Annotated in this window: 1 protein-coding gene; it reads left to right on the top strand. The window is 44.9% G+C overall.

The annotated features are described in order from the left end of the window. Positions 1 to 62: 62 nt before the first annotated feature. Positions 63 to 254, top strand: a 192-nt coding sequence (locus tag LJE08_RS14230) for a hypothetical protein (RefSeq protein WP_227403610.1), incomplete at its 3' end; no start/stop codon positions are given.

Below are 254 nucleotides of genomic sequence, written 5' to 3'. Positions count from 1 at the left end.
AGTTATCAGAAACATTAAAACAGGGACATTTCAAAAAAAATACACTGGGGGGAGGCGGTGCATTGTATGAGGAAGGAACAAACGCAGGCTATCGCTATGATGCCTACAAGCAGCAGCTCATGATGTCCACTCTGCAGAAGGAATGGAAGAAAAGCAAGCTGGATGAAATCGCAGACCATTTTCTTGTCGGCGCCTATGTGAAGCTGAAAAAAGCATATCCGCTGCAAAGTATTCTGGATTTGGATACGCGGATG

This window comes from Holdemanella sp. DFI.5.55, assembly GCF_020593575.1.
Classification (GTDB): Bacteria; Bacillota_I; Bacilli_A; order Erysipelotrichales; family Erysipelotrichaceae; genus Holdemanella; species Holdemanella hominis.
Note: the sequence above shows the minus strand (reverse complement) of the source record. Positions and strands in the feature narration are given on the sequence as shown.